This window comes from Marinobacter sp. CHS3-4 (assembly GCF_030053415.1).
Lineage (GTDB): Bacteria > Pseudomonadota > Gammaproteobacteria > Pseudomonadales > Oleiphilaceae > Marinobacter.
The window spans coordinates 234,918-258,741 of sequence record NZ_JASGBJ010000003.1; the positions used below are offsets into that span (position 1 = coordinate 234,918).

At 55.8% G+C, this 23,824-nt stretch carries 21 protein-coding genes; 9 read left to right on the forward strand and 12 right to left on the reverse strand.

Annotated features, from left to right (window positions below; genetic code table 11):
- Positions 1 to 5: 5 nt before the first annotated feature.
- Positions 6 to 377, reverse strand: a complete 372-nt coding sequence (locus QLQ17_RS14780; RefSeq protein ID WP_283210379.1) for a hypothetical protein — start codon at positions 375 to 377, stop codon at positions 6 to 8.
- Positions 378 to 609: 232 nt separating this feature from the next.
- Between QLQ17_RS14780 and QLQ17_RS14785 the strand changes: the two genes are divergently transcribed.
- Together QLQ17_RS14785 and QLQ17_RS14790 are read left to right on the forward strand one after the other, a co-directional pair.
- Positions 610 to 1,296: a hypothetical protein gene (locus tag QLQ17_RS14785; RefSeq protein WP_283210380.1), complete on the forward strand. Its 687-nt coding sequence runs from the start codon at positions 610 to 612 to the stop codon at positions 1,294 to 1,296.
- A 15-nt stretch (positions 1,297 to 1,311) separates the two neighbouring features.
- On the forward strand, positions 1,312 to 3,501 hold the full coding sequence (locus tag QLQ17_RS14790) for a patatin-like phospholipase family protein (RefSeq protein WP_283210381.1): 2,190 nt from the start codon (positions 1,312 to 1,314) through the stop codon (positions 3,499 to 3,501).
- Between the two features lie 6 nt (positions 3,502 to 3,507).
- Here QLQ17_RS14790 and QLQ17_RS14795 read toward each other — a convergent pair whose 3' ends face one another.
- From QLQ17_RS14795 to QLQ17_RS14805, 3 genes are all read right to left on the reverse strand, one after another.
- The gene (locus QLQ17_RS14795) at positions 3,508 to 4,182 is read right to left on the reverse strand and encodes a GntR family transcriptional regulator (protein ID WP_283210382.1); all 675 of its coding nucleotides are present in this window, start codon (positions 4,180 to 4,182) and stop codon (positions 3,508 to 3,510) included.
- 104 nt (positions 4,183 to 4,286) lie between these two features.
- Positions 4,287 to 5,723, reverse strand: coding sequence for a cardiolipin synthase (gene cls / locus QLQ17_RS14800; protein WP_502867390.1), 1,437 nt, complete (start codon positions 5,721 to 5,723; stop codon positions 4,287 to 4,289).
- Positions 5,720 to 6,742: an AraC family transcriptional regulator gene (locus tag QLQ17_RS14805; RefSeq protein WP_283210490.1), complete on the reverse strand. Its 1,023-nt coding sequence runs from the start codon at positions 6,740 to 6,742 to the stop codon at positions 5,720 to 5,722. Before QLQ17_RS14805 ends, cls begins: the two co-directional genes overlap by 4 nt.
- Positions 6,743 to 7,108: 366 nt before the next feature.
- Between QLQ17_RS14805 and QLQ17_RS14810 the strand changes: the two genes are divergently transcribed.
- The 4 genes from QLQ17_RS14810 to QLQ17_RS14825 all read left to right on the forward strand — a co-directional run bounded on the left by QLQ17_RS14810 (position 7,109) and on the right by QLQ17_RS14825 (position 10,596).
- Positions 7,109 to 7,894 (forward strand): alpha/beta fold hydrolase, encoded by a 786-nt coding sequence (locus tag QLQ17_RS14810; RefSeq protein ID WP_283210383.1) that lies wholly within the window; start codon positions 7,109 to 7,111, stop codon positions 7,892 to 7,894.
- A 104-nt stretch (positions 7,895 to 7,998) separates the two neighbouring features.
- The gene (locus QLQ17_RS14815; protein WP_283210384.1) at positions 7,999 to 9,090 is read left to right on the forward strand and encodes an SMP-30/gluconolactonase/LRE family protein; all 1,092 of its coding nucleotides are present in this window, start codon (positions 7,999 to 8,001) and stop codon (positions 9,088 to 9,090) included.
- Complete coding sequence (locus QLQ17_RS14820; RefSeq protein WP_283210385.1) at positions 9,083 to 9,553, forward strand: acyl-CoA thioesterase; 471 nt, start codon at positions 9,083 to 9,085, stop codon at positions 9,551 to 9,553. The genes QLQ17_RS14815 and QLQ17_RS14820 overlap by 8 nt, the downstream gene beginning before the upstream one ends.
- Positions 9,554 to 9,609: 56 nt before the next feature.
- Positions 9,610 to 10,596 carry an NADP-dependent oxidoreductase gene (locus QLQ17_RS14825; RefSeq protein WP_283210386.1) on the forward strand — a complete coding sequence of 329 codons (987 nt, stop codon included), beginning with the start codon at positions 9,610 to 9,612 and terminating at the stop codon, positions 10,594 to 10,596.
- Positions 10,597 to 10,618: 22 nt separating this feature from the next.
- Here QLQ17_RS14825 and QLQ17_RS14830 read toward each other — a convergent pair whose 3' ends face one another.
- The 3 genes from QLQ17_RS14830 to QLQ17_RS14840 all read right to left on the reverse strand — a co-directional run bounded on the left by QLQ17_RS14830 (position 10,619) and on the right by QLQ17_RS14840 (position 15,320).
- Positions 10,619 to 12,487 carry a cation:proton antiporter gene (locus tag QLQ17_RS14830; protein ID WP_283210387.1) on the reverse strand — a complete coding sequence of 623 codons (1,869 nt, stop codon included), beginning with the start codon at positions 12,485 to 12,487 and terminating at the stop codon, positions 10,619 to 10,621.
- Positions 12,487 to 13,311 (reverse strand): tRNA cyclic N6-threonylcarbamoyladenosine(37) synthase TcdA, encoded by an 825-nt coding sequence (gene tcdA / locus QLQ17_RS14835; protein ID WP_283210388.1) that lies wholly within the window; start codon positions 13,309 to 13,311, stop codon positions 12,487 to 12,489. The genes QLQ17_RS14830 and tcdA overlap by 1 nt, the downstream gene beginning before the upstream one ends.
- Positions 13,312 to 13,544: 233 nt before the next feature.
- Positions 13,545 to 15,320, reverse strand: a complete 1,776-nt coding sequence (locus QLQ17_RS14840; protein WP_283210389.1) for an acyl-CoA dehydrogenase C-terminal domain-containing protein — start codon at positions 15,318 to 15,320, stop codon at positions 13,545 to 13,547.
- A 167-nt stretch (positions 15,321 to 15,487) separates the two neighbouring features.
- On the opposite strand from QLQ17_RS14840, the gene QLQ17_RS14845 reads away from it, so the two are divergent.
- Positions 15,488 to 16,231: an SDR family NAD(P)-dependent oxidoreductase gene (locus tag QLQ17_RS14845; RefSeq protein WP_283210390.1), complete on the forward strand. Its 744-nt coding sequence runs from the start codon at positions 15,488 to 15,490 to the stop codon at positions 16,229 to 16,231.
- 74 nt (positions 16,232 to 16,305) lie between these two features.
- On the opposite strand, the gene QLQ17_RS14850 is transcribed toward QLQ17_RS14845, so the two are convergent.
- Both QLQ17_RS14850 and QLQ17_RS14855 read right to left on the reverse strand, forming a co-directional pair.
- Complete coding sequence (locus QLQ17_RS14850) at positions 16,306 to 16,959, reverse strand: ChrR family anti-sigma-E factor (RefSeq protein ID WP_283210391.1); 654 nt, start codon at positions 16,957 to 16,959, stop codon at positions 16,306 to 16,308.
- The gene (locus QLQ17_RS14855) at positions 16,956 to 17,603 is read right to left on the reverse strand and encodes a sigma-70 family RNA polymerase sigma factor (RefSeq protein ID WP_283210392.1); all 648 of its coding nucleotides are present in this window, start codon (positions 17,601 to 17,603) and stop codon (positions 16,956 to 16,958) included. The genes QLQ17_RS14850 and QLQ17_RS14855 overlap by 4 nt, the downstream gene beginning before the upstream one ends.
- 194 nt (positions 17,604 to 17,797) lie before the next feature.
- Between QLQ17_RS14855 and QLQ17_RS14860 the strand changes: the two genes are divergently transcribed.
- A complete protein-coding gene (locus QLQ17_RS14860) occupies positions 17,798 to 18,871 on the forward strand; it encodes an AraC family transcriptional regulator (RefSeq protein ID WP_283210393.1) in 1,074 nt (357 codons plus the stop codon).
- 16 nt (positions 18,872 to 18,887) lie between these two features.
- On the opposite strand, the gene speA is transcribed toward QLQ17_RS14860, so the two are convergent.
- Positions 18,888 to 20,795 carry a biosynthetic arginine decarboxylase gene (speA, locus tag QLQ17_RS14865; RefSeq protein ID WP_283210394.1) on the reverse strand — a complete coding sequence of 636 codons (1,908 nt, stop codon included), beginning with the start codon at positions 20,793 to 20,795 and terminating at the stop codon, positions 18,888 to 18,890.
- Between the two features lie 161 nt (positions 20,796 to 20,956).
- Here speA and speE point away from each other — a divergent pair, with 161 nt between their 5' ends.
- On the forward strand, positions 20,957 to 21,838 hold the full coding sequence (gene speE, locus QLQ17_RS14870) for a polyamine aminopropyltransferase (protein ID WP_283210395.1): 882 nt from the start codon (positions 20,957 to 20,959) through the stop codon (positions 21,836 to 21,838).
- Positions 21,839 to 21,917: 79 nt separating this feature from the next.
- Here speE and QLQ17_RS14875 read toward each other — a convergent pair whose 3' ends face one another.
- Positions 21,918 to 23,198: an ammonium transporter AmtB gene (locus tag QLQ17_RS14875; RefSeq protein WP_283210396.1), complete on the reverse strand. Its 1,281-nt coding sequence runs from the start codon at positions 23,196 to 23,198 to the stop codon at positions 21,918 to 21,920.
- Between the two features lie 77 nt (positions 23,199 to 23,275).
- Positions 23,276 to 23,614, reverse strand: coding sequence for a P-II family nitrogen regulator (gene glnK / locus QLQ17_RS14880; protein WP_135804419.1), 339 nt, complete (start codon positions 23,612 to 23,614; stop codon positions 23,276 to 23,278).
- Positions 23,615 to 23,824 lie beyond the last annotated feature (210 nt).

The following is a 23,824-nucleotide window of genomic DNA, read 5'->3' on the forward strand; positions in this document are numbered from 1 at the left end:
GTCGACTACAGACAGTCAAACTGGGACTTGCGATCGAAGGCCACCGACACCATGTCGAAGCCGCGCCGGGAAAGATCCCGAATGAGGTCACGGTCTTTGAGCATGGCCATGCAAACCTTGTGAACGCTGGCCTGCAGCTGCTCTGTTCCGGGGTTTCCATTAAGGCGGAAGTCCACAATCAGGTATTTGCGTTCGATGGCAGAACTGACTGGAATCGCCTCCCTCTCAACGCTTTCATACCCGATATAGGTTGCCTGGTTTGCGGGGAAGAGGCCGCTCATCAGTAGGTCAAGGTTGCCCGCGGATGCTGATCCCGCGCTCAAAAGCAGCGGTAAGGTCAACGCGATGAAGAAGGCCTTTGTGCGTGAAGCAGTCATTCTTGATGAGCTCCGGAAATTCAGTCAGATACAGGATTCAGGTAACGCTATGTAATCAAAGGTTACTGATGATTATCTGAAATCGCCAGAAATCTGTTTATTTTTTGGGCATATTTTTCAATTGTTCACACTTTGGGCCGTTCTGGAGGCAAAATACCGAGGTTCCGAGGGGCGAATGTTTCAACTATGATGAAAGTAGTTCCACGAGCATTCCGAGTTCAGAGGCAAGATCATGTTCCAACTGGTTTTTAAAGGCGAATGCACCCCGGGTACCGATCCGGAAACAGCTCGCAGTAATGCCAAAACCCTGTTCAAGGCCAACGCTGATCAGATCGCCAAGATGTTCAGCGGCCAGCCAGTGGTTATTCGCAACAAACTGGAAGAAGTTCAAGCCGAAAAGTACCGCGGTGTCTTACACAAGCACGGCATGGTGGCTTACGTTGAGCCCATGGAAGGTGCGGCGCCCAGAAAGCCTGAGCCAGATGCACCCAGACCTGCTGCCTCTGAAGAGCCTTCAGCCGGGACCAGGCCTTCAGCCGGGACCAAGCCTTCAGCTGAGACAAGGCCCTCACCTGAGGAGCGACCCGCGCCCCCTTCCCAGCAGGCCCAGCCAGCCGCTTCTTCGGCACCTAAGACTCCGTCTTCGGGCGGTGTCAAAGTTGAGCCCGGTGATCGTCCAAACGTGGCCGGCGAAAAGGTCGACAGCATTCTTTCCGACTCAGGACTTACACTGGACCCCGTGGGTATTACTCTCGAAGAGCATAAAGAGCAACAGGCCCCCATGTTCGAGCACCTTGACGACTGGACACTGGCGCCCGCCGGGTCAGAGCTTGGTGAGAAAAAAGATACACCACCGCCGGTTGTACCCGACGTATCGCACCTCTCTCTGGAAGAGCAGGAAAAGCAGGATGAATCCTGACGTGCGACGACGTTAATGCGCCGCTGGTTGCTTGTCTTTCTGTTAGGTTTTTGTGTTTCAGCCGCTGCGGCGGCTCGCCCGAAAGTCGCACTTGTTCTGAGCGGCGGTGGCGCAAAAGGAATGGCTCACGTCGGGGTTTTGCGGGTTCTTGAAGAAATTCAGGTCCCGGTGGATCTGGTGGTTGGTACCAGCGCCGGCTCAGCCGTAGGCGCGCTTTATGCGTCTGGCATGCCAGTCGAAGATATAGAGTCCCGTTTTATTAACCTGGACTGGCTTTCCAGTTTCCGGGACGACCCCGGACGCGTATTCAAGCCCGTTCGCCGCAAACGAAATGACTGGCGCTTTCCGGTTACACCTGGCATTGGCGTTGGCTCGGAAGGTCTGACGTTCGGCGGCGGTATCATTGCTGGCCAGAATCTGGGTTTTATCCTCAATGAGTTGACCCACGATGCGGCGTTGGTCGACGATTTCGATAAGCTTCCCATCCCCTTTCGTGCTGTTGCCACTGATCTTGAAACCGGCGAGCCGGTGGTGATCGGCACTGGAAATCTGTCCGATGCCGTCAGGGCCAGCATGAGTATTCCAGGCGTTTATGCCCCCGTATCCCGTGATGGCCAGCTTCTGGTCGACGGCGGCGTTGCCAATAACCTGCCGGTATCGGTGGCAAAGTCGTTGGGGGCAGACGTGGTTATTGCGGTGGATATCACGGATCCGCTGATGGACAAGGAAGAGCTTGAAGACGCCTTTACGGTTGTTGGGCAGCTCACCACACTGCTGACTCGAAGGAATACCGAGCGCCAGTTGGAACAGCTTGGCGACCACGACGTGCTGATACGGCCTGATCTGGGCCAGCTTTCATCGGCCGACTTTTATCAGGCCAAGCCGTTTTTCGAACTGGGGGCTACTGAAGCCCGGCGTCACGCCGTCAAACTGAGTGGCCTGTCAGTGGCAGAGCAGGATTGGCGGGCTTATCGTGAACGTCTGGAACAGCGATCGTTCAGCCCCTCTCTGATCAGTCGGATCCGGGTCGAAGGCGGGAACAGGCTGGCGGATGATTTTATCCGCTCCCGGATCGAACAAAAAGTTGGCGAGCCATTGGATACGGATCAGTTGGAAAACGATCTGAAGCGGATCTATGGACTTGGCTACTACGAAACCGTCGCCTACTCGCTGGAGCGTCTGCCTGACGGAGACTCTGGTTTATTGATTCGGGTACGTCGAAAAAGCTGGGGCCCCAATTATCTGTCTTTCGGGCTGAATTACGAAGATAACTTTGAGACGCAGACTGAGTTTAACGTGGCGGCGGCAGTTCGAATGACCGAGCTGAATTCTCTGGGTGCGGAATGGAATACGGGGTTGCAGCTGGGTACTCGCCCCTGGGCCCGAACGGAATGGTACCAACCCCTGGACTACGGGTATGAACGCTTTCTGACCATGGGTGCGGAATACAAACGTGAATCCTTCAACGCGTTTAACGGCGATGGAGTTCGCATCACCGAAGTGGATCTGAGCACCAGTGAAGCGGACCTGGCGCTGGGGATGGAACTGGGTGCCAACAACGAAATACGACTCACCTATCGGCGGGGCTATGCCACGGTCGACGAGCAGGTCGGGGCGCAGGTAGTTCCTTACAAGACCATCGAGAAGGCCAGCGCGAATCTGGCGTTGGAGCATGATTCTCTCGACGATGCGTTCCTGCCGCAGACCGGCTGGTTTGCGGGCATAAGGGGGAAGCTGGAACGGAAAAGCCTTGGTTCTGACCGCAACTTCGACTCGGTTAGAGCGATGGCGCTGGCTGCGCACACCTGGGAAGACACCACGTTAACTGGCCTGATCTTTACCAATACCGTAACCGGGGGCGTCGCGGGTATCGAAAATTCGGTGGTACTGGGGGGCTTTAAGCGCTTGTCTGCATTCAGCCGTGGGGAGATCGCCGGTGAGGATGCAGCGCTTGCAAGCCTGTTTCTTCGCGAACAGTTCGGCGGCCCCCTTGTGCCCTGGTTTGCAGGTGTCGGGGCCGAAGCCGGCAATGCCTGGTCGTCTCTCGGGGATGCAAGATGGGACAACCTGCTGTATTCCTGGAGCGCCTATGCGGGCGTGGAAACGGGTATCGGCCCGGTGCAGCTGTCAACCGCCTACAACAATGAGGACGACTGGAGTGCGTATCTGAGCATTGGTTTCTCGTTCACCCGCCTGTTTGAATGAGTGGTTTCAGCCGGTAGCGGTTTTCGTACCTATCACTTCCAGTACCTGTCGACACTGCTGATCGGCATAGCCCTCCAGAATGTCGGCCATCCGCTCTTCATCACGGTCACGAATGGCGGCGATGGATTCCCGAACATGCTCGAGATTGTCTTCCAGTACCTGATTGCCGCCACCCTGAAATGCCACGAACGCACAGCGTTTTGCAGACGGCCAGAGATCACGAATCGCCGACACGATGAAGTAGTTGTCGGCATAGGTCAGTGAGGCCTGGGTGTATTCAATACCCAACTCAAGAAACCCCATCAAATCGTTGCGCTCGTGACGATCCTTCATTCGCTCGTACAGGGATTCGAGCTTGTCCATATCCGCTTGTTGCCATTGTCTGACCAATTTGCGACCTGTGTGGGTCAGATACAGTTGCAGGACTTCGTAAAGGCTTCGAACAAAAAACTCATCCAGCGGCGTCACGAAGGCGCCTTTGCGAGGTACGTTCTGCACCAGGTGACGCTTTTCGAGAAGCAGCAGGCCTTCTCGGATAGAGCCATGGCTGACGTCCATCTGCTTGGCCATAGAGCTTTCATAGATGCGCTCTCCAGAACGTAACTGGCCGAAAGCGATCAGGTTTTCGATGTGACGGGCGACCTGCTCTGTGAGAGTCTCACGGGGTTTGAAAAGGGTCATTATTGTCGTTAATTACCGCATGTTTGATCTGTCGTTGCGGAATACTCTCACATTCCCGGTGTTTGGAAAACGAACCCTTTACTGGCAATGAGACCCGGTCGGCATTACAGCAAAGGGCCCATCAAGCGGATGGCGCGGCAGGTCAGCCGAAAAAGAATGGACCGATCCTGGTAATCGCTCTCGGTCATCAGGCGGCAGTTGTCGAGATCCCTGCTGAGCATTTTTTCCACTCGCTGGACAAACCCTTTCGACGTATTCACGGCTGTAATCTCAAAGTTCAGGCGCATCGATCGATTATCAAGATTGGCCGTGCCTACGGCCGCGTAGCGGTCGTCCACCAGCAGGGTTTTCTGGTGCATGAAGCCTGGTTGATAACGATAGATCGAAATATCGGCCCGTGAAGCCTGTACCAGATAGGAATAGGCTGCCAGGCCGATCAGCTTGCTGTCGGATTTTTCTGGAATCAGGATGCGCACGTCCACGCCTCGCAAAGCGGCCAGTTGCAACGCATTCAGAATCTGAAAGTCCGGGACGAAATAGGGCGATGCAATCCAGAGCCGGTGGCGTGCATTGTTGATGCAGTTAAGAAAGAACAGAGATCCGGTTTCATAAGGGTCTGCCGGCCCCGTAGGGAGAATCAGCACTTCTTCATCGCCACCGGAACTTGTTACGGGTTCCCAGTTCAGCTCCGGCAGATGATCGCTGGCCCAATTCCAGTCTTCCAGCCAGGCCAGTTGCAACCCCTGTGCAGCGGGCCCCTCAATCCGACAATGGGTGTCGCGCCAGGGCTCTTCATTCTGGTCAGCACCAAGGTATTCATCGCCAAGATTGATGCCACCTACAAACCCAATATCGCCATCACACACCAGCAGTTTGCGGTGATTTCGGAAATTGATCTGCAGCCGCATTCTCCGCAGATTACCGTCACCGAACGACGCGACGTGGGCACCGGCGGCTGCCAGTTCTTTCAGGTATTTTCTGGGCAGCCAAACGCTGCCAATGTCGTCATACAGGAACCATACCTGTACGCCCTGGGCTAACTTTCGTTTGAGAATGGATTTTATACGCTGCCCGACCTTGTCGGACCGGACGATGTAAAATTCCAGCAGAATGTAATGTCGGGCGCTTTCCATGGCCTCAAACAGGGCTTCAAATGTGTCTGTGCCATCCTGGAGAAGTGTGCAGTAGTTGCCGCTGGTGAAGGGCTGGCGGCCCAGTTTGCAGAGCACCTGGAGCTCATCGCTGGCCTTGCTCTGCCCGGGAATGTCGATGGCGGTGTCCTGTTGACCAAAGTGGCTGTGCACTCCCGTTAACGTCCGATCTCCTGGTCTGCGAGCTTTCAGGTAACCGCCAAAGCGGTTTCTCCCGAACAGCAGGAAAAAGGGCACGGCGATATACGGCAGGCCAATCAGTGCCAGAATCCAGGCAATTGCGCCCTGTGACGTCCGATAGCTCAGCAAAATGCGGTAGATGCAGGCGGCGGCGAGGAGATAGAGGGCGCCAACGACGTAAGCAATCCAGGCCGGATCCAGGGCGCTCACGTGTCGGCGTCCGTTATCTGGTGGTCCAAATGCTGCGCTCGATACTGCGCGGGCGCGATGCCTGTCCAGCGCTTGAACGCACGGCTGAAGGCGCTGAGCTCCGAGAATCCCAGCAGGAAAGCAATTTCACCCAGCGCATAATAGTCTGAAGCGACATAACGAATGGCTTTGTCCTTGCGCACTTCCTCAACCAGGTCATGAAATCCCAGCCCTTCTTTTTTCAACCGGCGGTAGAGCGTCTGGCGACTCATATGGCATTGCCGGGCCAGGGTGTCTGCATCGATGCGGTCGGTAGACATCTGCTGGGAAATCAGTCGCCGGATCTTGCGGCCGAAGGTACGGCGGCTCTGCAGTCTGGCCATCAGGGCATTGACCTGTTTCAGAACGGCCGAGTACACGTAGGGGTTGCGGTGCGGAATCGGGTGGGCTAGATGCCGACGGTCGAAAGCCAGCCGGGTGACCTTGCAACCGAATCTGACAGGGCCGCCGAAGAGATCGCGGTATTCCTGTTCGTAATCGGGTTTGGAGTGGGCAATCTCGACCCAGTCGGCGACGATATTCGGGTGAATGAAGTGCCGGGTACGGCATAGCACAGAGGCCAGCGTGCGATCCATGTCCTGCCGGCAATAATGGCCGGGCGAGTCGGCCTGCCAGGTAAGAATGGCACGGTTTCCGGTTTGCTCAAGGCTCAGTCGCACGGATTCGTTGATCAGGCGGTGCAGCCGCACGTACTGGGTAACGGCTTCACCCAGGGTGTCACAGTTGAAAAACACATGGCCGACCAGCCCCATCCTGTCCGGGTCGACTAGCTGGCCGGCATGCAGGCCGACAGCGGGATCGCCGGTCACCGATTCGGCGTATTCCCAGAGATGGTAATGCTGATCGGCCGGTATTCTGAGGTCAGGGTCCTTCAGAGCGTCTTCGTTGTGGCCGGTGACTCGCTCCACAACGCTGGGGTCAAGAACGCCCTGGCATCGCAGGTAGTGAACCAGCGCCAATGTGCTGGACGCGGCGATCATGGGTGATGTGTTGCTGTTGGTCGGTTCTGGAACGCTCACGTTGGCCTTAGATGGTGGATGAACAAGACGTCACGAAGGGTGGTACAAACTGTCAAGTGAATGAGACAGCCTGTCAATCAACCTTGCCAACTCTAAAGATAGCATTGGAGTCAGGATTACAGGCAATTGGGTTTCATTCATCAGGAGGTGTTTTATGGAACTGGAAATCTTTGTACCGCACAACGAGCAGGAACGCTCCAATATTGCTGCTCTGGCAGAGTATCTGAACAACATCTATTATTGCTGATCATCGCGTCACCTGACATGTTAACAGCCGGGCTTGCCCGGCTTTTTTGTGCCTGTCTGTTTCATCCGGGAGTTATTTGAGTGGAGCTAAATTACAAAGTCGTTGGCGAAGGCCGTCCCGTTATCCTGCTGCACGGCCTGTTTGGGTCGCTGGATAATCTTGGAGTTATCGCCCGTGGTCTACAGGACAAATGGCAGATTCACGCGCTGGATTTGCGCAACCATGGCAAATCTCCTCACACGGATACCATGACCTATCCGGAAATGGCAGACGACGTGCTGGCCTATATGGACGCCCAGGGTCTGGAAACCGCATCGGTGCTGGGCCATTCCATGGGCGGAAAAGTCGCGATGCAGCTTGCGCTTCAGGCGCCGGAGCGCATTACCAGCATCATTGTTGCCGATATTTCTCCCGTGACCTATCAACCACGACACGATCATGTCCTGGAAGGGCTGAAGGCAGTGGACCTTGCCGCATTGGGGTCACGAACAGACGCAGACAGGGCGCTGTCTGAGTACGTTGAAGAGGCCGGCGTCAGGCAGTTTCTGTTAAAAAATCTGGCGCCGGTCCCTGCCGGGGAGCAGGACGCATCCGGTGCACGATATCGCTGGCGGCTGAACATTCCCGTGATCGACCAGAGTTACTCAGACCTTTCTTCTGCGCCAGAGGGAGAGGGGCCTTACGAAGGCCCGGTGCTGTTCATAAAGGGTTCAGACTCGGCCTACATCCAGACCAAGCACCGCGACACTATAAAGTCGCTTTTCCCAAACGCCGATTTGCGAATCATCGAAGGCACAGGGCATTGGTTGCATGCTGAAAAGCCAGACACGTTTATCGCACTGTGTCGGCGGTTCCTGAGCGCCTGATCTAATCATGCTGGCCAGCTCTACGACGATCGGCGCGACCGGGTAGACAGGTCGCAGGTGTCTGATATGGTTAGAACACTTGAACAACAAAGCAGGACAGCAGCATGAAGTGGTTGATGGGTGGTTTGTTGGTGGTGTTTGTGATTCTGGGTGGCTTTCTGCTGGCCGAATCGCCCATCGACAGTGTCTCCTGGAAGGCACCCGAATCAAAACCAATGACCGGGCCACTCACTCCGAATCAGCGGCTGAAGCAGGCTGATCTGTTGGCTAAAGGACAGGTTTATGGCCCGGAAGACACCACCATCAGTGCCGATGGCGTGCTGTATACCGGAACCCAGGACGGATGGATTGTTCGCGTGTTTCCGGACGGCCGGGTGGAAAACTGGCTGCGAACGGAGGGTCGACCATTGGGAATGGTGTTCGATGCCCGTGGTAACCTCATTGTTGCAGATGCCTGGAAAGGATTGCTCTCCATCGAGCCCGACAAGACCATAACGGTGCTCTCTCGGGAAGCGGAAGGAACGCCGTTCCGGTTCACTGACGATGTCGATATCGCACCAGACGGGCGTATTTATTTCACCGATGCCAGCTCCCGCTTCACGCAACCGGATTATATGCTGGATCTGTTGGAGATGCGTCCACACGGTCGTTTGCTTCGGTACGACCCTGCCACGGGTCGTACCAAGGTTTTGCTGCGTAATATCCACTTCGCCAATGGCGTGGCGGTCTCGCCGGATGGAAAGTACCTGCTGATGAACGAGACCTGGAAGTATCGGATACTCCGTTACTGGATCACCGGGCCGGACAAAGATACGGCCGAGGTGTTCGTTGATAATCTGCCGGGCTTTCCAGATAACCTCGCTGTGGATGCCCAAGGGCGCTTCTGGGTTGCGTTTCCAACCCTGCGTAATTCGCAGGTGGATTCACTCCATAAACGCCCCTGGCTGAAGGATCTGGTCGCCAAGCTTCCGGAATCCTTCAAGCCGACGCCGCAACAATACGGACTGGTTGTCGCTTTCGATTCCCGAGGCAAAGCCCTGACCAGTCTGCATGATCAGCAGGGCGACCATCTTCAGGAGATAACCTCTGTGAATCCCCACGACGGCAAGCTGTACTTTGGCTCGCTCCACAACGATCGCATCGGAAGAATGGCCATTGCGGATATTTCCGGTCTTGAGGAGGCGACGAATGAGTGAACAGCCTACACTTGAGTGGGATCTGCCCTCACCTTTCACGGTGAACATCACGGTGTCACCGGAAGACACGGACCGCCTGGGGCACGCCAACAACGTCGTGTATCTGCGCTGGTTGGAAGAGGTGAGCTGGGCTCACATTGAGAGTCTGGGCATGACCTGGGCGCTTCACCAAGAGACGGGTAAAGCAATGGCGATCACCCGTACCGAAATTGATTATCTGGCGTCGGCCAATGCGGGCGATCAATTGGTACTTGGCACCTGGCTCACGGATTTTGACGGCCGATTTCGGTCTGCTCGTCAGTTCCAGCTGATTCGGAAAACGGATGGCAAGACCCTGGTTCGAGCACTGTCTACCCATGCCTGCGTGGACATGAAAACTCAGCGGCCGTCCCGCATGCCGACAGAATTCAAACGCATCCTTGGCGACGTTCTTGTCCAGGGTGGCCGTGGCCTGGAAGGCTGAAGGTCTGAATAACCTGCGTTGGTCAACGCATCCATGACAGCAATCTGGAGAGCACTATGCACAACAGCACGGATTCCGGTCCCGAGATGTCCATGCGCCGCGTGGTCTACGACCAGTTTGGTGAAACTGATGTTCTGCGTCTTGAAAAGGCAGACATGCCAAAGCCGGGCAGTGACGACGTGCTGGTTCGAGTGGCTGGCGCGGGCCTGAACCCCATCGACTGGAAGACTCGTAAAGGGCTTGGCTTTGCGGCCAGACAGATTGAAAACGATCTGCCCTGGACACCCGGGTATGATGTGGCCGGTGAGGTGGTCGCCGTTGGGGATGCAGTGACGACTCTGGTTCCCGGTGACCGGGTAATGGGTATGGTCGGTTTTCCAGCCGGCGGCGGTGGTTATGCCGATCATGTGGTGGCGCCTGCGGTGGATATGGCGATTGTTCCGGAAGAACTCGATCTGATGTCCGCAGGAGGAATTCCGCTGGCAGCTCTGACGGCGTGGCAGGCCCTGTTTGAAGTGGCTGAGCTGGAGTCCGGACAGAAAGTGCTGATTCATGCCGGAGCTGGCGGGGTGGGCCATTTTGCCGTGCAGTTTGCCCTGGAACGGGGGGCTCATGTGATCGCTACCGCTTCTGCCGCCAACCGGGATTTTCTCGCCGGCCTCGGGGTTCATGAGGTGATCGATTATCACTCCACCCGAATTGAAGACGAGTGTTATGGACTGGATGTGGTGCTTGATCTGATTGGTGGTGAAGTCGGTAAACGGTCGCTGCATACCCTGAGCGAGCATGGGGTTCTGGTGACCATCCCTACGGTGACGGCAGACGACATTATCACCGAAGCAGAGACCATGGGGCTACGAGCCCACGGCATGACGGTGCGGCCCGATGTGTTTCACCTGGAAGAAATTGCCGAACTGATCGAAGACGGCGATGTGCGTATCCATGTCGATCAGGCATTTGCGCTGGACCAGGTTCAGGCCGCCCACAAGCTGCTTGAGGGCGGCCACGTCCGGGGCAAACTGGTGCTGGACTGCAGCCGCTGATCGTTCAGTTGAGTTTCCCGATTCAGGGGGCGGCGGGGGTAGAACTGTTGCTTTCCTCCGCTTTCTCTTTCTTGTCCCTCGCTTTTTCCTTGTCTTTTTCCGGCTGAGGCGGAACCAGGCTGACTAGCGTCCAGTCTTTCTCGGGCTTCAGGCTTTCCAGGTCCTTCACTGGTGAAATGCGATCACGGCTATCCAGCACGAACAGCACGATGGCCTGTCGCTCGTAACGGGCCTGAAAATCTTCGAAGGTGAATTCGTCGCTCAGTTGAGTGGTTTTGATGCTGTAGTTTTTCGCTGCCAGGCTCGCCAGCTTCGCGTAGCTGATGCCGTTGAACAGACCGCGGGTCATGTGGATCTTTTCAGCTGTGCGATGGCGGGCAGTCTGATCCTGATCGCCGTCAGACAGAGTGTGCACGCCGGTGGTGCCAAACCAGTCCAGGAAGTGATAGGTGGCCAGTGAGTTCATGTGTCTGTAGGGCGAAATCACCAGAAGGTTGCCGATGCCGGTCAGGTCCAGGTGAGTCGCTGCGTGTTCCGACACCGGGTTGCCAAAATACACCTGCAGGTTTTCCATGCGGGCCAGCTTGACGTTTTCCCAGTTGGTGTCGGTCAGGGTGACCGGGACCTTCAGGTTTTTCAAAGCAACGCCGATTTTTCGGGCGACCGGGTTGGCGCCAAGAATCAGGAAGCCGTATTCCGGCGGCTCGGCCACTTTCAGCAGCCGCGCCAGCGGACGGGCCGTCAGGCTCTGGATGGTGACGGTGGCGATGATCAGCATGAACACCAGAGGCACAAGGGCACCCGCGCTCTCATAGCCCAGCTTTTGCAGTTGGAAGGCAAACAGTGCGGACACGGCAGCGGCGACAATGCCTCGGGGCGCAATCCAGCTCAGGAACAACTTGTCACGCCAGTTAAGCGTGGTGCCAATGGCTGAAAGGAAAATACTGACAGGTCTCGCCAACAGCATCAGCAGTGCCAGCACCAGAACCAGTTCCCAACCCAGCTGAGCGATGGCTTCGAACTCTACCCGGGCAGCCAGAATAATAAACAGGGCAGAGATCAACAGGACGCTGAGTGATTCCTTGAATTCCAGAATGCTCTCGATGGGCACCTGTTTCATGTTGGCCATCCAGATACCCATCACGGTGACAGTCAGTAGTCCTGATTCATGGGCTATCTCATTGGACAGGGCATAAACGCCCAGCATGAACGTCAGGGTACCCGCGTTATGAAGGTATTGCGGGATCAGATGCTTGCGCAGCACCAGGCCGTTAAGCCAGCCGGCAATGGCGCCAATCAGGAAACCAACGGCCAGCGTCTTGCCGAATATCCACATGGAATGGCCGAACACATTGCCCTGGCCCCAGGAAACAATGCCCTCAAATACCAGGACGGCCAGCAGGGCACCGACCGGATCAATGATGATGCCCTCCCACTGAAGAATATTGGCCAGTTTTGACTGGGGGCGCACCGAACGCAGCAGTGGTGCAATGACGGTAGGGCCGGTGACGATGGAAATGGCGCCGAACAACAGGGCCACCTCCCAGGACACATCCAACAACCAGCGGGCGGACAAGGTGCCGATGGTGCAGGTGACCACCGAGCCAACGGGAATCAGATTACGCACCATCTTGCCATGACCCGCGATATCGCTTAAGCGAAGCGTCAGGCTGCCTTCAAACAGAATGATGGCGACGGAGAGCGAAATAACGGGAAACAATAGATCCCCGAATACGGCTTCGGGATCAAGAAAGCCCAGCATGGGCCCAACGGCAAGCCCGCCTGCAAGCAAGAAAAGAATGGCTGGCATTCGTACCCGCCATGCCAGCCATTGACAGAACAAAGAAAGAACGCCGATTGCGGCGAGCAACATTACCGTGCTGACGGTCATTATGAGGTCCGATCCTTGGTTTTCTGGTCGTTTACCGACGTTGCTTTGCGGGCGATGCGGCTTAACAGACGGGACGCGGCGAAAAAGCCGAAGCTTGCGGTCACCGGGCTGGCTGCCCCGAATCCTGTTGCGCAGTCCAGTCGCACCGGGCCATCAGTCGAGGGCTTTTGCAGGCAGACTTCACCGTCTTCGGCAGGATACGTCAGCTGCTCCAGAGAGTATACGGCCTCAACGCCAAAGCGCCGTTTCGGGTTGCGCGAAAAGCCGTATTCACGGCGGAGCAAATTGCGAACCTTGGCCAGAAGCGGATCCTGCGTGGTTCGGCTAAGGTCGCTGACCTGAATCTGGGTGGGGTCCATCTGGCCGCCGGCACCGCCGGCACAGACCAAAGGAATCTTGCGGCGTTTGCAATGGGCAATCAGGGCCGCCTTGGCTTTGACGCTGTCGATAGCATCCACCACGCCAGACAGGTCATCGGTGATCAACTCAGACACATTTTTGGTGTTGAGAAACCCGAAGTGCACGTGAATATCCGCATGGGGATTGATGGCCCGCAGTCGCTCGGCCATGGCAGCGGTTTTGGTCTGCCCGTAATGACCGGTCAATGCGTGTAGCTGACGGTTGGTGTTCGACACGCATACGTCGTCCATGTCGATCAGGGTGAGGGCGCCGATACCGGAGCGCGCCAGGGATTCCGCGGCCCAGGAACCCACGCCTCCCAGTCCAACGATGGCGATGTGCGACTGGCGAAACGCCGCCAGGGCCATGCGGCCGTACAGGCGTTCAATGCCGCCAAAGCGGAAATAGTAGTCGTCATCGGTCACAGGGTGTCTCCGGTTGCATCAGTACTGCGAGTGCCTTTGTGGCCGCTCGATTGTACCCCAGTCTTTCGCCCATAAAAAAAGGCCGCGCAAATGCGCGGCCCCAGAGGGTGTGTCCTTCCCGCTAAGGGGTTGGACAAGACTAGTTCAGAGACACTAATCAACGGGATTAGTATCTCTCCGTGACCGGCTATCCGGAAGGTCACAAACTGTCACATATCGGTCATTTTCGGCCATTACGCTGCCCAGTGGTCGTCGCCATAGGCCATCATCGAGTCCTTGCCGGTTTCGATGTCTTTCTGCAGCATGTCTATTTCAGGCAGCAGCTTCTCGAAGAAGAAGCGGGCAGAAATCAATTTGCCCTCCAGTAGCGGAGTGTTGCCTTCGCCCTTGTCCAGTTGGGCCTGAGCGACGCCGGCCATGCGGGACCACAGGTAGGCGATGACGGTCAGAGCCATCAAGCGCAGATAGGGCGTTGCGGCCGCGCCGGCTTGTTCCGGATCTTTCGGCGCATTGGTTCCAATCCACATGGTGGTGGATTCCAGTGCTTTCATGGCGCCTTTCAGCTCCTCACGATGTGGGGCTTCCGGGTTGTCTTTCAGGTATCCGGTCAGCTCGCCGAACAGGGTCCGCACCAGTTGTCCGCCTTTCAGGCCGAGTTTGCGGCCCACCAGATCCATTGCCTGGATGCCATTGGTACCCTCATAAATGCGGGCAATCCGGCCATCGCGAACCAGCTGCTCCAGAGGCCAATCGGTGGTAAACCCGGAGCCGCCCAGCACCTGCAGGCCGATGTTGGCGTTGTTGTAGCCTTCGTCGGTCAGGAAGGCTTTCACGACCGGTGTCAGCAACTGCACGATATCGTCTGAGGCTTCGCGAACGGCTTCGTCAGGATGCGCCACTGCCAGGTCCAGTTTCTGCCCCGTAAACAGGGCCAGGGCGCGCATGCCCTCGTTCAGCACCTTTTGACGCATCAGCATGCGGCGAACGTCCGGGTGCACGATGATCGGGTCGGCCGGGCCGTCAGGGTTCTTCTTGCCACTCAGCGAACGGCTCTGCAGGCGCTCACGGGCAAAGTCGAGGCTTTCCTGATAGGCCATTTCAGCCAGCCCGAGACCTTGCATACCCACCATCAGTCGGGCTTCGTTCATCATGGTGAACATGGCACGCATGCCGTCGTTCGGCTCGCCGACCAGCCAGCCCTTGGCGCCTTCGAAGTTCATCACGCAGGTGGCAGAGCCCTTGATGCCCATCTTGTGCTCCAGGCCGCCACAGAAAGCCGGGTTGCGTTCGCCAGTGTCAGGCAGCACTTTCGGCACAACGAACAGGGAGATACCTTTGGTGGTGTCTGGAGCGCCTGGAAGTTTGGCCAGTACCAGATGCACGATGTTGTCGACCAGATCGTGCTCGCCGCCAGTGATCCATATTTTCGTGCCCTCAATGGCGTAGGAACCGTCATCATTGGGCGTCGCCTTGGTGCGGATCATGCCCAGGTCGGTACCGCACTGAGGCTCGGTCAGGCACATGGTGCCGGTCCACTCGCCGGAGATCAGCTTCTCCAGGTAAGTGTCTTTCAATTCGTCAGACCCGTGAGAATGCAGAGCACTGATTGCTCCGTGGGTCAGGCCCGGATACATGCCCAGTGAGAGGTTGGTGGAGCACATCATCTCATCCACCACGAACTTCAGAGTGTGTGGCAGACCCTGGCCGCCGTATTCAAGGGGCGCGTCCAGAGCTGTCCATCCGCCTTCCACAAATTTGGCATAAGCTTCCTTGAAGCCGTCAGGCGTGGTCACTTCGTGCGTTTCCGGGTTGTACTGGCAGCCCTGGCGGTCGCCGATCTGGTTAGTAGGCTGAATCACTTCGGAGGCGAGTTTGCCGGCCTCTTCAATGACTGCAGAGATAAGATCTGGCGTGGCATCTGCATATTTTTCAAGCTCGTGGAGCTTGTCCACACCCAGTACGTCGAACAGTAGAAAGCCAAGGTCATTGGCGGGTGCCTGATATTGCATGGAATTCTCTCCTCAAACTGATGTTGGAATACAGTCACACCTTCTGGAATCACAATTTCATACGCCCGTATGAATTTTTGGTTCATTTTTTTCTCTGATGCATTTGCTATCGGTCTGATTGAATAAATTTTCGTATCCAGTCAAAAGCGAGGTAATGAGGAGCGGAGATGACCAATATATTGATTGCAGGGGTGTCAGGGGCTATCGGGCACGCTATTGCGGAACATTATCTGTCCGCCAGTGAGGAAGTCAGAATCATCGGCCTTTGTCGCAATCCGGGCGCAGTGTCGTTCGATGAGTCGGTGAAACATCGGGTGCAATTGCTAGCATGGGACGCGGCTGGTCTTCCGGACGGTAAGGGGATACAGGCAGACATTGAACGGGTCTTGACGCCTGAGGAAGGCCTGGATCGTGTCATTTATGCCGCTGGTTTTCTTCATGGGCAGGGAATGAAGCCGGAAAAACGGCTGGAAGACTTGAATCCGCAGGCGCTGTCTCACGCTTATGCCGTCAATGCCACCGGTTACGCGGTGTTGATGCAGTCTATTGCGCCGTGGTTGCGCCACCGTCGGTTTAAATCCGTTGTCGCGATTTCGGCCAAGGTCGGTTCGATCACCGACAATGGCTTTGGCGGCTGGTATGCCTACCGCAGCTCCAAGGCCGCTTTGAATATGCTTGTCCGGAATTTTTCAATTGAGCTGCCCCGCAAATGTAAGCCCATCGCCTGCGTTGCTGTGCATCCGGGTACAACGTTATCACCCTTGAGTGAACCATTTTCGCGTTCGCTGGCTCAATTGACGGTTCATGAACCTGCAGATACCGCGCGTAATATTGCGGGAGTGATTGACGGGCTGACAGAAGACTCGAATGGAACGTTCCTGAGTTGGGACGGTTCTGAACTGCCCTGGTGAACAAAAACATAAAGTAAAAAAAAAAGGCCGGGAGAACCCGGCCTTTTTCACTACTTCAGATGCTGTCGTGTCATTCAGCGAATGAACGGGTTCAGCATCCGGCTGAAGGTGCCCGTCAACTTGACGGGTGCACTGAGTACCGACAGCGTGATGCAATCTTCACAGCCCACTGCCACAGGGCGATGGTTGTCTTCCTGGTTCAAAACCACGAAGTCCCACTGATTGAAAACCCCTTTCTGATCCGCAAAGGCGCCCTGCAAAACGATGGTGGTTTCTTCTCCCCGGTGGGTGTGAGAGGGTGCCTTACCACCGGCAACAAGCTTCTGAAGGACTACCTGCTCGTTCTGGCCAGGAAACCGGTCAGAGATATCGAGAACGCTGACATCACCAAGCTGGCGTTTCCAGGGCAAACCGTTTAGATCGTCGCCCAACAGTTTTTGAAGTGCACTGGCACGCTTACCAGCCTTTGCCGCGGTGCTAACTTCGCGTTCAGCATCAGTATCGTCACTGTCAATCTTGGACAGAATAGAGTCAAACATACCCGACGACATCTCGGTTTGCGGCTGATTTTCCATCATGACCGCACCAAGACTATCCAGCGTGTCTACCCGGCTGCGACAGTCAGCACATTGGTCCAGATGGAGTCTGATACACAAAGCGTGCGGCTCGGTCAGATTACCAGCACTGAATTCCATCAGGGTAAGTGTGTCTGGGTGGTGCGAATTCATACGTTTTGATCCTGCAAAATCACTTTCAACTTATTCAATGCCAGGCGTACCCGGCTTTTCACGGTTCCCAGAGGGATACCAAGCTCGTCGGCCACCATCTGGTGGGACTTGCTTTCCATATAGACTTTTGCAATCACCGTAATCTGCTCTTCGGGCAGATGCTTCAGTGAATCACGAACCCTTCTCTCAGACATCAAGCGGTGAAGCGATGTCACGGGCTCATTTTCATACTCGCCCGGAATTTGCCAGAGATCTTCCGTCTCTACCGGCATCTCAGCGCTCGTACGTTGCATCTTGCGAAGCATGTCGATGCGCTGGTTCCGCGCGATGGTAAAGATCCAGGTTGATGCAGCCGCTTTCTTCCAGTCATACAGACAGGAGCGGCGCCAGATCGATACAAACACCTCCTGCACCAGCTCTTCAGCATGACTGGCGAGGCCATTGGCCATCGCGTAATACTTGATTTGTGGCCCAAAATGCTGAAACAACGCGTGGTACGCTTCTCTATCCTGGTGTTTGCCTACTTTTTCCAGCAACTGACTCCAGGGGTCTTTGCGACCCTCGGCACGTGCCGGTTTGGAATCCAGTGTGGTCACCGGACGCTCCTTGACTGTTGCATGGCTTGAAATTGTCTTGGTCATCATTCTAAGCACTCGTCCTGGATTTGTCAGTCTTATTGGTTTACGCGGGTTAAACCCATCTGGATTAATCCGAACGCAAAAAAATCAGGCTCTGACATGACTGAATTGCCGGTCATTTTATATCTTTGCGGCGATTGCCCGGCTGCAGAGGGAAGGCTAATCTGTTTTCAACAACGAAAAACAAGGAATGTGCGGTCATGAGCTTTTGCCGAGCGCCATCGAATCAATCCTCATCGCTGAAGATCCCCAGTCAGCAGGGAAAAATGCCGGCTATCCGGGCCCATTACGCAGATATTCTCTGCCAGCTTGCCGAGGAGCGTCAGGTCTCGCGTTCTGCACTGTTAAATGCGGCAGGTATCCGCGCTTCCCTGTTAAACCACCCGGAAAATTTCATTACCGTTGATCAGTTCAGTGCCCTGTGTCGTGAGGCGATCAGGTGTAGCGGGGATCCGTGTTTGGGAATTGAATACGGCAAGCGATTGAAATTCACGACCCACGGAGCGCTTTCCCAGGCAGCGATCAGTTGCGACACCATTGGCCAGGCTCTGGATGTCCTGATCAAGTATTTTCGAATCCGATTCGTGTATATGAAGCTGGAGTGCTTTACCGAGGGCAGTGATGCTGTTCTTCAGCTGGACGTACTGCACGACGTTAACGACCTTTACCGGTTCAATGTAGAAGTCGTGATGGCCTCGCTGATGGATGTAAATCTGCTGTTGTTCGGGCCGCAACTCCTGGACGGAGGCAGTTGCCGGGTCAGCTATCAGGAACCGGACGATGCGTCTGCCTATCACTCACTATTCGGGCATCGCCTGACCTTTGATGCGGGCGCCAACCAGCTTCGTTTCCGGCGAGAGTTTCTCGATTTACCCATTTCCCTGTCTAATCCCGTCGCTCGAAGAGTTGCCGAAGCCCAGTGCGAGGAGGAAATGAAGCGGCTGGAAGCGGCGGAATCTGCAGCCGGTCGCGTGGAACGGGTGCTGGAAACGGTCAGGGATGGCCGGCTTCCCACTATCGAAGCGGTTGCCGAGGAGCTGCGCGTTTCGCCGAGAACCTTGCGGCGACAGCTCCATCAGGAAGGGGCGCGATTCCAGGATATACTCGAAGGGATTCGCCACCAGAGGGCGCTGGAATTGCTGAAAACAAACAACCTCAGTGTGGATGCCATTTCCGATCGCCTTGGCTATAGCGATCCGTCCAATTTCGGTCGCGCTTTTCGCAAGTGGGAGGGAGTGTCTCCGTCCGTCTGGCGCAAGCAGAACGCTGGTTAGTGGTGGCAGAGCCTGTCTACTCCTCCAGATAGGTGTAGCCGGATAATCCGTTTGTTAGCTCTTCCATCAAGCGGGTTTGCGTGTCCGGATCAAACTCACTGGCGGAAAACTTCTGACGATAGGATTCCAGTAAACGGGCAGGTTCGAAATTCACGTATTGCAGCACCTTGGCCACCGTATCGCCCTGGATCGGATCGCTGATGGAATAACCGCCGCCGGGGTTGCTTCGCACATCCACCGAGTGAGTGTCACCGAACAGGTTGTGCATATCCCCCAGTATTTCCTGATAGGCACCGGTCATGAAAAAGCCCATCAACAGGGTTTCGCCTGGTACGTCTGCCGGCAGGGGCAAGGTTGTTTCAATGCCCTGGCCATCCACGTAACGGTCGATGCGGCCGTCTGAATCGCAGGTGATGTCTTGAATCACTGCCCGGCGGTTCAGTGGGAGGTGAAGCCCGTTGATCGGCATGATGGGGAAGATCTGATCAATGCCCCAGACGTCCGGCAGAGACTGAAACAGAGAAAAGTTGATAAACAGTTTTTCTGCAAGCTTCTCATTGAGTTCATCAATGATTTCCCGATGCGCGCGGTTGGCGCTGTTCAGCTGCTTTTGAAGCGAACGGCAGCAAGCTGCGTAAAGCGTTTCGGCATGAGCGCGGTCGGTCAGCGATAAAACGCCGTGGGCAAACTGGGCATGAACGTCTGCCATGGCGTGAAGAATGTCGTGATAGATCTCTGCCAGCGAGCGATGGGAATTCTGATCTTTCAGGCTGTCCAGGTCCCGTTGCAACGCGTGTAACGGTTCGGGCGCATCGCTGCGGGGAGAATGGGTGTCTGGTTTGTCCTGGATTTCCCGGTCTATCACGTTGGTAATAAGCACCGAGTGATGGGCCGTCAGCGCGCGGCCGGATTCACTGATCAGGTTGGGGTGTGGAATGCCGGCACGATCACATTCGGACTGCAGAATGTGCACCACGTTATAGGCATACTCCTGCACGCTGTAATTCATTGAACAGCTGCTTCTTGAACGGGTGCCTTCATAATCCACGCCTAACCCGCCGCCGATATCTACCGTGGCCACGGGAGCACCTAACTGACGCAACTCGCTGTAAAAACGGGCGCACTCCCGCAGGCCGGTCTGGATGTCACGAATGTTGGCAATCTGCGAACCCAGGTGGAAATGCAGCAGCTGCAGGGAGTCCAGAGCATTGGCATCCCGAAGCGTACTGACAACATCCAACACCTGACTGGCAGACAGGCCGAATTTGGATTTTTCGCCGCCGGTGTTCTGCCAGTTACCTTTGCCAATGGTCGCCAGCCGCGCCCGTACGCCGATCATCGGCTTGACCCCCAGCGCCTGTGCTTCCTCGAGAATCAATGGCAGCTCGGATTGCTTCTCCACCACAATGAACACCCGATGCCCGAGCTTCTGGCCAATCAGCGCCAGCCGGATGTATTCGCGATCTTTATAACCATTGCAGACAATGACGGACTCCGGCTTTGACAGCGCCAGAACCACCATCAGTTCCGGTTTGCTGCCCGCTTCCAGGCCAATCTGATTGTTGTCAGCCGCTGGTTGGGCGCTTAAAAGTTCTTCCACAACCCGACGCTGCTGATTGACCTTGATGGGATAGACCGCCGTGTATTGGCCCTGATAACTCTGCTCAGTGGCAACCTGGTTAAAGGCGCCGCACAGAGTGTTGACCCGGTCATGAAGAATGTCGGTAAAGCGCACCAGTACGGGTAACTGAACCCCGCGCTGCGCAAGGGTGTGGGCCAGATCCGGTAGACAGATGTTATCCTTGTCGCCGCCGCGGTCCGGACGGATCTGTACATTGCCATCGTCACTGACGCCGATGTAGCCATCGCTCCAGTGGGCAATGTTGTAGACCTCGTAGGCAGCACTTTTGCCGGGTTCATTCATGTTGCATTTACCTGTGTTATGGCTCTGAACCGGATTTGCGGGGAACTGGCGCTTATTGTAGGGATTACGGGGCCTTGCCGAAAGAAGTGTTGCTACAATGCCGGAATAACACCAATTCAACATCACCAGGGCGGGGCTTCCGCCATTTTGGGAGAGTCACCATGACAGCATTGAACGACGGCTGGTTTACCGAAGTATTCCAGGACCACGGGACGGCTTTTTCGCTGAAAGTGAAGAAAAAGCTTCATGAAGAGCAGAGCCAGTTCCAGAAGCTTGAGATCTGGGAAACCGAGACTTTTGGCAATCTGATGGTGATCGATGGCTGCGTGATGCTGACCAGCCGGGACAACTTCCTGTATCACGAGATGATGACCCATCCAGCTCTGTTTACCCATCGTGATCCGAAGAAGGTGGTCATTGTTGGAGGCGGTGATTGCGGTACGCTGAAAGAAGTGCTGAAACATCCCGGCGTTGAAGAAGCCTGGCAGGTGGAAATCGACGAGCGGGTTACCAAGCTGTCGGAACAGTATTTTCCGGAGTTGTGTGAGTCCAATACCGATCCCCGGGCCAATTTCTTCTTTGGCGACGGTATTCAGTGGATGCGGGACGTCGAGCCAGACAGCCTGGATGTGATCATTATCGACAGTACGGATCCGGTTGGTCCCGCTGAAGGCCTGTTTGCTCTCGATTTTTATCGCGATTGCATGCTGGCATTGCGCGATGGCGGGCTGATTGTCCAGCAGAGTGAATCGCCTCTGCTACACACCAATACCATCATAAAGAGCATCCATGATGACATGCGCAAGGCCGGCTTTGATCATGTGACGACTCTGCCATTTCCTCAGCCGGTCTACCCCACGGGCTGGTGGAGCTGCACCATGGCTGGAAAGGAAAAACCAGTGGTGTACTTCCGAGAGGAGGATGCCGACCAGCGTCCGTTTGTGACCCGCTACTACAACGCAGATATTCACAAAGGCGCTCTGGCGATGCCCCAGTTTATGGTGGATGTGCTGGAAGACGAGGTGATGTCCAGCGAGCGATGACCTTTTGCATGGATGACAATTGCACGAAAAAGGGGCGCCCGAAGGCGCCCCTTTTTTTGTTCCAGAGTGTCAGCCGATATTACTTGGCGCTGACAAACTCCGGATAGGCTTCCATACCACACTCTTCGACGTCCACACCTTCGTATTCGGTCTCTTCGCTGACGCGCAGTCCGAAGATCGCCTTGATGATGCCCCAGGCAATCAGGCTGGTCACGAAGACCCAGACGAAGATGGTCAGTGTGCCGACCAGCTGACCCATGAAGGTCGCGTCGCTGTCGGACAGAAGTACCGCGAAGATACCCCAGACACCGACCACGCCGTGAACAGAGATGGCGCCGACCGGATCGTCGATGCGGATCTTGTCCAGGAACACGATGGAGAACACAACGATCACGCCACCGATGGCACCGATGATGGTGGCCAGCAGAGGTGAAGGATCCGCAGGCTCAGCAGTAATGGCAACCAGGCCAGCCAGAGCGCCGTTCAGAGCCATGGTCAGGTCAGCTTTGCCAAACATGACGCGAGCGACGATCAGAGCAGCGATCAGGCCACCAGAAGCTGCGGCGTTGGTGTTCAGGAACACGTTAGCCACTTCGTTGGCAACACCGATGCCACCCAGCTTCAGGGTAGAACCGCCGTTGAAGCCGAACCAGCCCATCCACAGGATGAACATACCCAGTGTGGCCAGTGGCAGGTTCGCGCCAGGGAACGCCTTGATTTCGCCGTTCGGACCGTATTTGCCCTTACGAGCACCCAGCAGGATAACGCCAGCCAGGGCAGCAGCCGCACCGGCCATGTGAACGATACCGGAACCGGCATAGTCGCTGTAGCTCAGTTCGTAAATTCCGAAAACAGACGCGCCGTTCCAGGTCCAGGCACCTTCCATCGGATAGATGAAGCCAGTCATGATGACGGCGAAGATCAGGAAGGACCAGAGCTTCATGCGCTCAGCAACCGCACCAGAGACGATGGACATGGCAGTGGCCACGAACACAACCTGGAAGAAGAAGTCAGACGCACCGCTGTACTCGCCCATGTCGCCGAAGCCAGCTTCAGCAGAGGCAGCCAGGATGCCAGCAACCGCAGCGTCGTCCATACCGGCAACGGTAGTGATGCCGCTCAGGAAGATGCCGCCGCCGTACATGATGTCGTAGCCGCAGATCAGGTACATAGTGCACGCGATCGCGAACAGAGCGACGTTCTTGGTCAGGATTTCAGTGGTGTTTTTAGCACGCACAAGACCTGCTTCCAGCATTGCGAAGCCCGCGGCCATCCACATGACCAGAGCACCGCAAATGAGGAAGTAGAACGTATCCATTGCGTACTGCAATTCAAAAATATAATTGAGATTACTTTCCATTGGTAAGCCCTCCGCACGAGGCTAATCTTTTGGAGTTAAGAATTTTTGCGTTGGCTGAATCTGTTCGTGTTACTGGATCACACGGCCTCTTCGCCGGTTTCGCCAGTCCGGATACGGATGGCCTGTTCCAGTTCAGTCACAAAGATTTTGCCGTCACCGATCTTGCCGGTGTTGGCCGCCTTGGTGATGGACTCGATGACCTGGTCAAGCAGGTTCTCGCCGATGGCGACTTCAACCTTGACCTTGGGCAGGAAGTCCACAACGTATTCCGCGCCGCGGTAGAGCTCTGTATGGCCTTTCTGGCGACCGAAGCCTTTCACTTCAGTGACCGTTACGCCTTGTACGCCAATCTCGGATAGTGCCTCACGGACATCATCCAACTTGAAAGGCTTGATGATCGCTGTCACAAGTTTCATGGGTTTCTCCTTGGTATAGCCGTCTCAAAATTTGGGGCTCTTTAGGGCCCTTGAATTGAGTTCGGGATGCTGCCACCTCGCACACCAATTGTGCGGATTGCGTACAAGGCTTTTAGCATCGTGTGTGCCAACGCAAAAAAAAGCTTATATATCAGTAATCTATTAATACGCTGATCCAAAATGGACCGTTTTGATGCACCAAAAAGGCGC

What these genes read in the sequence shown, in the direction of transcription:
- QLQ17_RS14780 (WP_283210379.1), bottom strand. Translation starts at nt 377, where the DNA reads ATGACTGCTTCACGCACAAAGGCCTTCTTCATCGCGTTGACCTTACCG.
- QLQ17_RS14785 (WP_283210380.1), top strand. Translation starts at nt 610, where the DNA reads ATGTTCCAACTGGTTTTTAAAGGCGAATGCACCCCGGGTACCGATCCG.
- QLQ17_RS14790 (WP_283210381.1), top strand. Translation starts at nt 1,312, where the DNA reads ATGCGCCGCTGGTTGCTTGTCTTTCTGTTAGGTTTTTGTGTTTCAGCC.
- QLQ17_RS14795 (WP_283210382.1), bottom strand. Translation starts at nt 4,182, where the DNA reads ATGACCCTTTTCAAACCCCGTGAGACTCTCACAGAGCAGGTCGCCCGT.
- QLQ17_RS14805 (WP_283210490.1), bottom strand. Translation starts at nt 6,742, where the DNA reads ATGATCGCCGCGTCCAGCACATTGGCGCTGGTTCACTACCTGCGATGC.
- QLQ17_RS14815 (WP_283210384.1), top strand. Translation starts at nt 7,999, where the DNA reads ATGAAGTGGTTGATGGGTGGTTTGTTGGTGGTGTTTGTGATTCTGGGT.
- QLQ17_RS14820 (WP_283210385.1), top strand. Translation starts at nt 9,083, where the DNA reads ATGAGTGAACAGCCTACACTTGAGTGGGATCTGCCCTCACCTTTCACG.
- QLQ17_RS14825 (WP_283210386.1), top strand. Translation starts at nt 9,610, where the DNA reads ATGCACAACAGCACGGATTCCGGTCCCGAGATGTCCATGCGCCGCGTG.
- QLQ17_RS14830 (WP_283210387.1), bottom strand. Translation starts at nt 12,487, where the DNA reads ATGACCGTCAGCACGGTAATGTTGCTCGCCGCAATCGGCGTTCTTTCT.
- QLQ17_RS14840 (WP_283210389.1), bottom strand. Translation starts at nt 15,320, where the DNA reads ATGCAATATCAGGCACCCGCCAATGACCTTGGCTTTCTACTGTTCGAC.
- QLQ17_RS14845 (WP_283210390.1), top strand. Translation starts at nt 15,488, where the DNA reads ATGACCAATATATTGATTGCAGGGGTGTCAGGGGCTATCGGGCACGCT.
- QLQ17_RS14850 (WP_283210391.1), bottom strand. Translation starts at nt 16,959, where the DNA reads ATGAATTCGCACCACCCAGACACACTTACCCTGATGGAATTCAGTGCT.
- QLQ17_RS14855 (WP_283210392.1), bottom strand. Translation starts at nt 17,603, where the DNA reads ATGATGACCAAGACAATTTCAAGCCATGCAACAGTCAAGGAGCGTCCG.
- QLQ17_RS14860 (WP_283210393.1), top strand. Translation starts at nt 17,798, where the DNA reads ATGAGCTTTTGCCGAGCGCCATCGAATCAATCCTCATCGCTGAAGATC.
- speA (WP_283210394.1), bottom strand. Translation starts at nt 20,795, where the DNA reads ATGAATGAACCCGGCAAAAGTGCTGCCTACGAGGTCTACAACATTGCC.
- speE (WP_283210395.1), top strand. Translation starts at nt 20,957, where the DNA reads ATGACAGCATTGAACGACGGCTGGTTTACCGAAGTATTCCAGGACCAC.
- QLQ17_RS14875 (WP_283210396.1), bottom strand. Translation starts at nt 23,198, where the DNA reads ATGGAAAGTAATCTCAATTATATTTTTGAATTGCAGTACGCAATGGAT.
- glnK (WP_135804419.1), bottom strand. Translation starts at nt 23,614, where the DNA reads ATGAAACTTGTGACAGCGATCATCAAGCCTTTCAAGTTGGATGATGTC.